Origin of the sequence: Streptomyces sp. UNOB3_S3 (assembly GCF_020740895.1) — a bacterium.
Classification (GTDB): domain Bacteria; phylum Actinomycetota; class Actinomycetes; order Streptomycetales; family Streptomycetaceae; genus Streptomyces.
Map to the genome: position 1 here is coordinate 1 of NZ_JAILXP010000335.1, position 7,851 is coordinate 7,851.

Consider the following 7,851-nt stretch of genomic DNA (forward strand, 5'->3'; position numbering starts at 1 on the left):
TTCCGGGGGCGTGGCCTTGGGCCGGGGGGCGGCCTCGTCGGCATGCGGGGTGCGGCCGCCCGGGAGCGCGAGCAGGCGCGTCCGCGCCGGGAGGGCGCATACGGAGCGGGTGCGCCCCGGCTGGGGGCGGGCGCCGGGGACGCCCGGTGCGGCGGGGGTGGCCCGGGTCGCGGGCCGGGTCCGTACGGCCTGCTCGGCGAGGTGCTCGCAGCGCCGCAGCAGGGCGTGGCGGTGACCGGCCTCGGTGACGCCCGCCGGGAGCTCGCACAGCGAGCGCAGGGCGGTGAGGTCCTCGGAGCCGGGCAGATAGCCGTCCGCGAGGGCGTCCCGGAGCAGCCGCGCGTAGCCGGGCGCGGCGCCGGGCAGCGCGGTGCGGTAGCGGGTGAGCTCGGCCAGCAGGAAGGCGCGGAGCCGGCCGGCCTCGTGGTCGGCCTCGGCCATGGCTTCGGCGAGCAGGAGGCAGTCCCGGACCTCGGCGTCCCGGGCGGGGCCGGGGCGGGTGGGAACGGAGTCGGGGCGGAGTGCGATGTCGAGGGCACGGCGCAGCACGCGCAGCTCGTCCGCGCTGAACGCCATGCCGCCGCGGGATCCATAGGGCGTGGGCATGGGCCGACTTTAAGTGCTAAGGGGACAAAATTCGCTTAGCTGGTTATTTCGGGCGTGGCACAACGGGTGAGGGCGGGCGGTCAGTGCTCGCGGCGACGGGCGGCGCCCAGGGCTATGGCCCCGGCGGAGAGCGCGGTCCCGGAGGTGGTGGCGAGCAACAGGGTCGCGGAGGCCACGCCGTCGTCCATGGACCTCTGGGGCGCGGTTCCGGGCGCATTTCCGGTGATCTCGACGACGATCGGCGCGCTGTCGTTGGCCGGATCCGGGTCGGGGGCGTTGCCGAGGTCGATGATCCTGACCCAGCCCTCCGCGCCCTCGACCTTCCGGTCGATGCGGATCCGGAAGCTCAGCGTCTCGCGGTCGCCGGCGGCGAAGTCGCCGCCGATGGCGCAGAGGTAGCTGCGGGCGGCCGTGTCGTGCGGGGCGCAGCGGCGGCCGGCGTCGCCGTCGGGGGCGATGGTGGTGCCCTCGGGCGCGGTGACCTCGTAGGACCGGCGGTCGGCGGCGGCCCGGCCGGGGCCGCCGTTGCGCACGCCGACCTCGACGCCGACCGTCTCGCCCACGCGGCCCGTGACCGGGTGGGCGATGGCCTGATAGTCGGCGGGCGGGGGCGGCTGAGTGGCGGCCGCGGCCGCGGTGCCGCCCGTCAGGGCGGCGAGGGTGAGGGCGGCTGTCGCCGCCGCTGTCCGACGCGCTGTTCGCTTCGCCTTCACGCGTGTCCGCCCGCCCTTGGTTCCGGTCCGTCTGCGTGCTGTCAGACCGTCAAGGGCGGGGGTTTGGTTGCACGCGCCGGCCCCGCGATCGCGTCGCCGTGTCACCCCCGCGTCATCAGCCCCGCGTCGTCAGCCCCGCATCATGTTGCGCTCGTAGACCAGCCGCAGGCCGATGAGCGTCAGCCACGGCTCGTGCTCGTCGATGACCGACGCCTCGCCCAGGACCAGGGGGGCGAGGCCGCCCGTGGCGATGACGGTGACGTCGTCGGGGTCGTCGGCCAGCTCGCGGGCCATGCGGCTGACGACACCGTCGACCTGGCCCGCGAAGCCGTAGAGGATGCCGGACTGCATGGCCTCGACGGTGTTCTTGCCGATGACGCTGCGCGGGCGGGCGATCTCGATCTTGCGGAGCTGGGCGCCGCGGACGCCCAGGGCCTCCGTGGAGATCTCGATGCCGGGGGCGATCACACCGCCGACGTACTCGCCGCGCGCGCTCACCGCGTCGAACGTCGTCGCCGTGCCGAAGTCGACGACGACGCACGGGCCGCCGTAGAGCTCGACGGCGGCGACCGCGTTGATGATGCGGTCCGCGCCGACCTCCTTGGGCTGGTCCATGAGGATCGGCACGCCGGTCTTCACGCCCGGCTCGACCAGGATGGCGGGGACGTCGCCGTAGTAGCGGCGGGTCACCTCGCGCATCTCGTGGAGCACGGAGGGGACGGTCGAGCAGATGCAGATGCCGTCGATGCCGTCGCCCAGTTCGTCGCCGAGCAGCGGATGGCGGCCCATCAGGCCCTGGAGCAGCACCGCCAGTTCGTCCGCGGTGCGGCGGGCGTCGGTGGAGATGCGCCAGTGCTCGACGATGTCCTCGCCGTCGAACAGGCCGAGGACGGTCTGGGTGTTGCCGACATCGATGGTGAGCAGCATCAGGAGGCCTCCTCGTGGAGGTCCAGGCCGATGTCCAGGATCGGGGAGGAGTGGGTCAGCGAGCCGACGGCCAGGTAGTCGACGCCCGTCTCGGCGTAGGCGCGGGCGTTGGCCAGGGTCAGCCGGCCGGAGGACTCCAGCTTGGCGCGGCCCGCGACGAGCGCGACGGCCTCGCGGGTCTGCTCAACGGTGAAGTTGTCCAGCATCACGAGGTTCACGCCCTCGGCGAGGACCGGCGGGATCTGGTCGATCCGGTCCACCTCGACCTCGATGTCCACGTCCGGGAACTCCTGGCGCACGGCCCGGAACGCCTCGGCGACACCGCCGGCGGCGATCACGTGGTTGTCCTTCACCAGCGCGGCGTCGGACAGCGACATGCGGTGGTTGACGCCGCCGCCGCAGCGGACCGCGTACTTCTCCAGCGCGCGCAGCCCGACGGTGGTCTTGCGGGTGTCGCGGACGGCGGCGCCGGTGCCCTCCAGGGCGTCGGCCCAGGCACGGGTGGCGGTGGCGATGCCGGAGAGGTGGCAGAGGATGTTGAGCATGCTGCGCTCGGCGGTGAGCAGATCCGCGGTACGGGTGCGGACGGTCAGCAGCTTCTGGCCCGCCTCCACCCGGTCGCCGTCCTCGACGTGCCGCTCGACCTCGAACTCGTCGGTGCAGGCGACGGAGAGGATGGACTCGGCGATGCGCAGACCGGCGACCGTGCCGGCCTCGCGGGCGGTGAAGTCGCCGGAGGCGACGGCGTCCTCGGGGACGGTCGCGAAGGTCGTGATGTCCTTGCCGCCGTCGAGGTCCTCCTCGATGGCGAGGTGCGCGAGGTCCTCGACCTGGAGCGGGTCCAGCCCGGCGGCGACCAGCAGCCGGACGAGCTCGGGGTCGAGCCCGCACTCGAAGGCGTCCTCGTCGTACTCCCCGGCGGAGCAGCCGCAGGCGTCGCCGCAGCCGCCGGTCGCCTCCGGCTCGGCGGCTTCCCGGCCGGAACGGCCGATCTGGTGCAGGGGGGCGTCTTCGGTGGTGCTCACGCTGTTCTCCTTGGGGGCGGAGGCAGATACGGGCGGTACGGGCGATGCGGGCTCTACGGGCGCTACCGGCGCTACCGGCGCTACGAGCTCTACGGGCGGGAAGGCGGCCGACCCGGTGGTGGAGACCGCGAGGGTGCGGTCCGGGCGCAGCGTCACCAGGAGGTGGCGGCGGGAGCGGTCGTCGTCGCGGTCGGGGAAGTCCTCGCGCCAGTGGCAGCCGCGGGTCTCCTCCCGGCGGAGGGCGGCGGCGACCAGGACCTGGGCGACGAGGAGGAGGTTGGTCGTCTCCCATGCCTCGGTGCCGGGGACGGGCTGCTTGTCGGTGGCTTCCTCGCGGATGCGGGCCAGTTCCGCTGCGGCCTGCTCCAGGCTGCGGCGGGAGCGGAGGACGCCGGCGCCTGCCGTCATGACGCGCTGGATCCCGGTGCGGGCTTCGAGGGGGATCAGGAGCGTTTCCGGCTCTCCTACCGTCGTGGGGGTTTCTCCCACTCGCCCACCCGTTGCCCCGAACGCCGGTCCGTCGTGGGTGATGTCCGCCGCGATGCGTTCCGCGAAGACCAGGCCCTCCAGGAGGGAGTTGGACGCCAGCCGGTTCGCGCCGTGCACCCCGGTGCAGGCGACCTCGCCGCACGCGTAGAGGCCCGGCACGGTCGTCCGGCCGCGCAGGTCCGTCCGTACGCCGCCCGAGGCGTAGTGCGCGGCGGGCGAGACGGGGATCAGGTCCGTGACCGGGTCGATGCCGTGCGCCCGGCAGGCCGCCAGGATCGTGGGGAAGCGGCGCTCCCACTTCTCCCGGCCGAAGTGGCGGGCGTCCAGGTACATGTGCTCGGCGCCCGTCTCGCGCATGCGCCGCATGATGCCCTTGGCGACGATGTCGCGCGGGGCGAGCTCGGCCAGCTCGTGCGCGCCCACCATGAAGCGGTGGCCGTCGGCGTCCACCAGGTGGGCGCCCTCGCCGCGGACGGCCTCCGAGACCAGGGGCTGCTGCCCCTCGGCGTCGGGGCCGAGCCACAGCACTGTCGGGTGGAACTGGACGAACTCCAGGTCGGAGACCTCGGCGCCGGCGCGCAGGGCGAGGGCGACGCCGTCGCCGGTGGAGACGGCGGGGTTGGTGGTGGCGGAGAAGACCTGGCCCATGCCGCCGGTGGCCAGGACGACGGCCCGGGCGCGGACGGCGCCCACGCCGTCGTGCTGGCCCTCGCCCATGACGTGCAGGGAGACGCCCGCCGCGTGGCCCTCGGCGTCCTTGAGGAGGTCGAGGACGAGGGCGTGCTCGATGGTCTTGATGCCCGCGGCGCGCACGGCGTCGACGAGGGCGCGGGAGATCTCGGCGCCGGTGGCGTCGCCTCCGGCGTGGGCGATGCGGTCGCGGTGGTGACCGCCCTCGCGGGTCAGCAGGATCTCGCCGGTGCCGGCGTCGGTGTCGAAGCGGGCGCCGGTGGCGATGAGGCGGCGCACGGCGTCGGGACCCTCGGTGACCAGGATCCGTACGGCCTCCTCCGCGCAGAGGCCCGCGCCGGCGACAAGGGTGTCGTCGAGGTGCTGCTCCGGGGTGTCGCCGTCGCCGAGGGCGGCCGCTATGCCGCCCTGGGCCCAGCGGGTGGAGCCGTCGTCGAGGCGCGCCTTGGTGACGACGGCGACGCTCGCGCCCGCCGCCGCACAGCGCAGCGCCACGGTCAGGCCCGCCACGCCGGAGCCGACGACCACGACGTCCGCGTCGACGGACCAGCCGGGGCGGGGGGCGTGGAGTCGTATGCCGGTCATCGCGCCGCTCCGACGGTGAGGGGGATGTTGTCGATCAGACGGGTGGTGCCCACCTTGGCCGCCACGGCGAGGACGGCCTCGCCGCTGTAGTCGTCGGGGACCTCGGTGAAGTCGGAGGGGTCGACGAGCGCCAGGTAGTCGAGGCGGAGCGGGGGCTCCAGCCGCGCGGCGCCGTCCAGGATCGCCATGGCGGAGCGCCGGACGGGGGCCGCGCCCTCGCCCGCCGAGGTGCCGGCGGTGAGCAGGGCGCGGGAGAGCTCCAGCGCCGTGGTCCGGTCGGCCTCGGAGAGGTAGCGGTTGCGGCTGGAGAGGGCGAGGTTGTCGCCCTCGCGGACCGTGGGCACGCCCACGATCTCCACGGGGAAGTTGAGGTCGCGCGCCATGCGGCGGATCAGGGCGAGCTGCTGGGCGTCCTTCTGCCCGAACAGCGCGACGTCCGGCCCGGTGAGGTGGAGGAGCTTGCCGACGACGGTGAGGACGCCGTCGAAGTGGCCGGGGCGGCTGGCGCCTTCGAGGCGCTCGCCCATGGGGCCGGCGGTGATCCGGACCTGGGGCTCGCCGCCGGGGTAGACCTCGTCCACGGACGGGGCGAAGACGGCGTCGGCGCCGGCCCCGCCGGCGATCGCGAGGTCGGCGTCGAGGGTGCGCGGGTAGCGGTCGAGGTCCTCGCCGGCGCCGAACTGGAGCGGGTTGACGAAGACGGTGACGACGACCTGGCCCTCCGGGCCCACCAGCCGGCGCGCCTCGCGGACGAGGGTGGCGTGGCCCTCGTGGAGGGCGCCCATGGTCATGACGACCGCGCGGCGGCCGCCGCGCGGGAGGGAGTGCAGCTCCTCTGCGGTACGGATGAGCTGGGTGGTCACTGATTGCCTCCGTCCGCGAGGACGCCGAGCAGGTCCTCCGCAAGTTCGGGCTTGAGCAGGCCGTGCGCGAGGGCGCGGTCCGCGGTGGTGCGGGCCATCGCCAGGTATCCGGCGACGGCTCCGGGAGCGTGGGCGCGCAGCTCGGCCACGTGGGCCGCGACCGTGCCGGCGTCGCCGCGGGCGACCGGGCCGGTGAGGGCGGCGTCACCGCTGCGCAGGGCGTTGTCCAGGGCGGCGCCCAGGAGGGGGCCGAGCATCCGGGCGGGGTGCTCGACCCCGGCGGTGCGCAGCAGGTCCATGCTCTGGGCGACGAGGGTGACGAGGTGGTTGGCGCCGATGGCGAGGGCCGCGTGGTAGAGCGGGCGGGCGCTCTCCTCGATCCACTCGGGCTCGCCGCCCATCTCGATGACCAGCGCCTCGGCGGCCAGCCGCAGCTCCTGGGGGGCGGTGACGCCGAAGGAGCAGCCGGCCAGGCGCTGGACGTCCACCGGGGTGCCGGTGAAGGTCATCGCGGGGTGGAGGGCCAGCGGCAGGCCGCCGGCGCGCGTCGCCGGGTCGAGGACGGCGGTGCCGTGCCGGCCGGAGGTGTGCACGAGGAGCTGGCCGGGGCGGACGGCGCCGGTCTCGGCGAGCCCGGCGACCAGGCCCGGCAGGGCGTCGTCGGGCACGGTCAGCAGGACCAGCTCGGCGTGGGCGAGCACATCGGCGGGGGCCATGACGGGCACGTCCGGCAGCATGGCCGCGGCGCGCCGCAGCGAGGCGTCGGAGACGCCGGACACGGCGACGGGACGGTGCCCGGCGAGCTGGAGGGACGCCGCCAGGGCGGGGCCCACCCGGCCGGCGCCGACCACACCGACGGTGAGTCTGGCAGGGCGGTCCTGGGGACTCATGGGCTCGGAGGAGAGGTGTGCGTTCACGCGGCAGGATGCCTTCCGTTCCAGTCCGCGGGGGTACCGGACGATTCCTTTGTCATGCTACGCGAGGCGCGCGGGGCGGTCCCCGGCCGTCCCCAGCCCTGTGGATAACTCGCGGCTTGTGCATAACCCGGCCACACGTTCCAGTGATCAGGCGAGCGACGGCCCACGGACCCCGGGGGCGATGGCTAGCCTGAAATTCTCAGTCAGAGGGAGGCACGCCGTGACCGCACTCGACGAACGGCCGCACACCGACGAGCAGAACGGCGACGAGCAGAACGGCGAGGAGCAGAGCCATGATGAGCAGATGCTGATCGAGCAGTTCGAGAGCCTCGCCAAGGCTGCCATGAGGGAGGCCGAAGGCCTTCGCCTGGAGTTCATCGACGGAAAAATGGGGGCCAAGGCCGTGCCCGATGGGCTCCACGAGACGATCATCATGTGGCTCGTCCGCCAGTGCCTGCAGCATCACCCATCCCTGGACCTTCACACGGGACAGGGCCTCAAGATCGAGACCTACCGCAAGGGACGCGCCCGCCCCGACGGGACACTCGCTCCCATCGGCCATTTCGTCCAGGCCGGGGAGTGGGCCGAGCCGGACGGCGTGCTCATGACCGTCGAGGTCACGTCGCACGACTACGACACCAATCAGCGCGACCGCGTCGAGAAGCCCCGCGCCTACGCCGAGAGCGGCATCCCCGTCTACCTCCTCATCGACCGGGACGCCGACGAGGTCACCGTGTACAGCGAACCCGTGGAGGGCACCTACCAGGACCGTCACACGGCCGCGTTCGGCAAGAGCATCGAGCTGCCGGCGCCGGTCGGGTTCACTCTCGACACCGAGACCCTGAGGTCATGGAAGGCCGCACGGGAGAGCGACGGGTAGATCCGGCACCCCCGGTCAGCGCTCGCGTGGACTCCCGCAGCCGTTCGCGACGCGGTCGGGTCGCTCCTGGAGCGGCTGGACGGGGGTGCTTCGGGTTGCTGACGGGCGTACGGGCGCCGGGGCGGCGGCCGCGTGTCGTACGGGGAGGGCGCTGGC

The 7,851-nt window shown here is 74.1% G+C and carries 7 protein-coding genes and 1 pseudogene; 1 reads left to right on the forward strand and 7 read right to left on the reverse strand.

Annotated elements, in window-relative coordinates:
* The 7 genes and pseudogenes from K6I33_RS27790 to K6I33_RS27820 form a co-directional block, all read right to left on the reverse strand.
* The coding region (locus K6I33_RS27790) for a hypothetical protein (RefSeq protein WP_229357284.1) at window positions 1-606 on the reverse strand (606 nt) is incomplete at its 3' end.
* An 80-nt stretch (window positions 607-686) separates the two neighbouring features.
* On the reverse strand, window positions 687-1,319 hold the full coding sequence (locus tag K6I33_RS27795; protein ID WP_229357285.1) for a hypothetical protein: 633 nt from the start codon (window positions 1,317-1,319) through the stop codon (window positions 687-689).
* A 129-nt stretch (window positions 1,320-1,448) separates the two neighbouring features.
* Window positions 1,449-2,246: a type III pantothenate kinase gene (locus tag K6I33_RS27800; protein WP_229357286.1), complete on the reverse strand. Its 798-nt coding sequence runs from the start codon at window positions 2,244-2,246 to the stop codon at window positions 1,449-1,451.
* Complete coding sequence (nadC, locus tag K6I33_RS27805; protein WP_229357289.1) at window positions 2,246-3,271, reverse strand: carboxylating nicotinate-nucleotide diphosphorylase; 1,026 nt, start codon at window positions 3,269-3,271, stop codon at window positions 2,246-2,248. The genes K6I33_RS27800 and nadC overlap by 1 nt, the downstream gene beginning before the upstream one ends.
* Before the next feature lie 93 nt (window positions 3,272-3,364).
* Window positions 3,365-5,035: pseudogene (locus K6I33_RS27810) on the reverse strand (L-aspartate oxidase); the annotation flags it as partial.
* A complete protein-coding gene (gene panC, locus K6I33_RS27815) occupies window positions 5,032-5,898 on the reverse strand; it encodes a pantoate--beta-alanine ligase (RefSeq protein WP_229357287.1) in 867 nt (288 codons plus the stop codon). The gene panC and the pseudogene K6I33_RS27810, both read right to left, overlap by 4 nt.
* The gene (locus tag K6I33_RS27820; protein WP_229357288.1) at window positions 5,895-6,788 is read right to left on the reverse strand and encodes a Rossmann-like and DUF2520 domain-containing protein; all 894 of its coding nucleotides are present in this window, start codon (window positions 6,786-6,788) and stop codon (window positions 5,895-5,897) included. The genes panC and K6I33_RS27820 overlap by 4 nt, the downstream gene beginning before the upstream one ends.
* 247 nt (window positions 6,789-7,035) lie before the next feature.
* On the opposite strand from K6I33_RS27820, the gene K6I33_RS27825 reads away from it, so the two are divergent.
* Entirely contained in the window at window positions 7,036-7,695 is a 660-nt protein-coding gene (locus tag K6I33_RS27825) for a Uma2 family endonuclease (protein ID WP_374285948.1), read from the forward strand.
* The last annotated feature ends 156 nt before the right edge of the window (window positions 7,696-7,851 follow it).

Excerpts from the sequence above, each read along its gene's own strand:
- K6I33_RS27800 (WP_229357286.1), bottom strand. The coding sequence starts at position 2,246 with ATGCTGCTCACCATCGATGTCGGCAACACCCAGACCGTCCTCGGCCTG.
- K6I33_RS27820 (WP_229357288.1), bottom strand. The coding sequence starts at position 6,788 with ATGAGTCCCCAGGACCGCCCTGCCAGACTCACCGTCGGTGTGGTCGGC.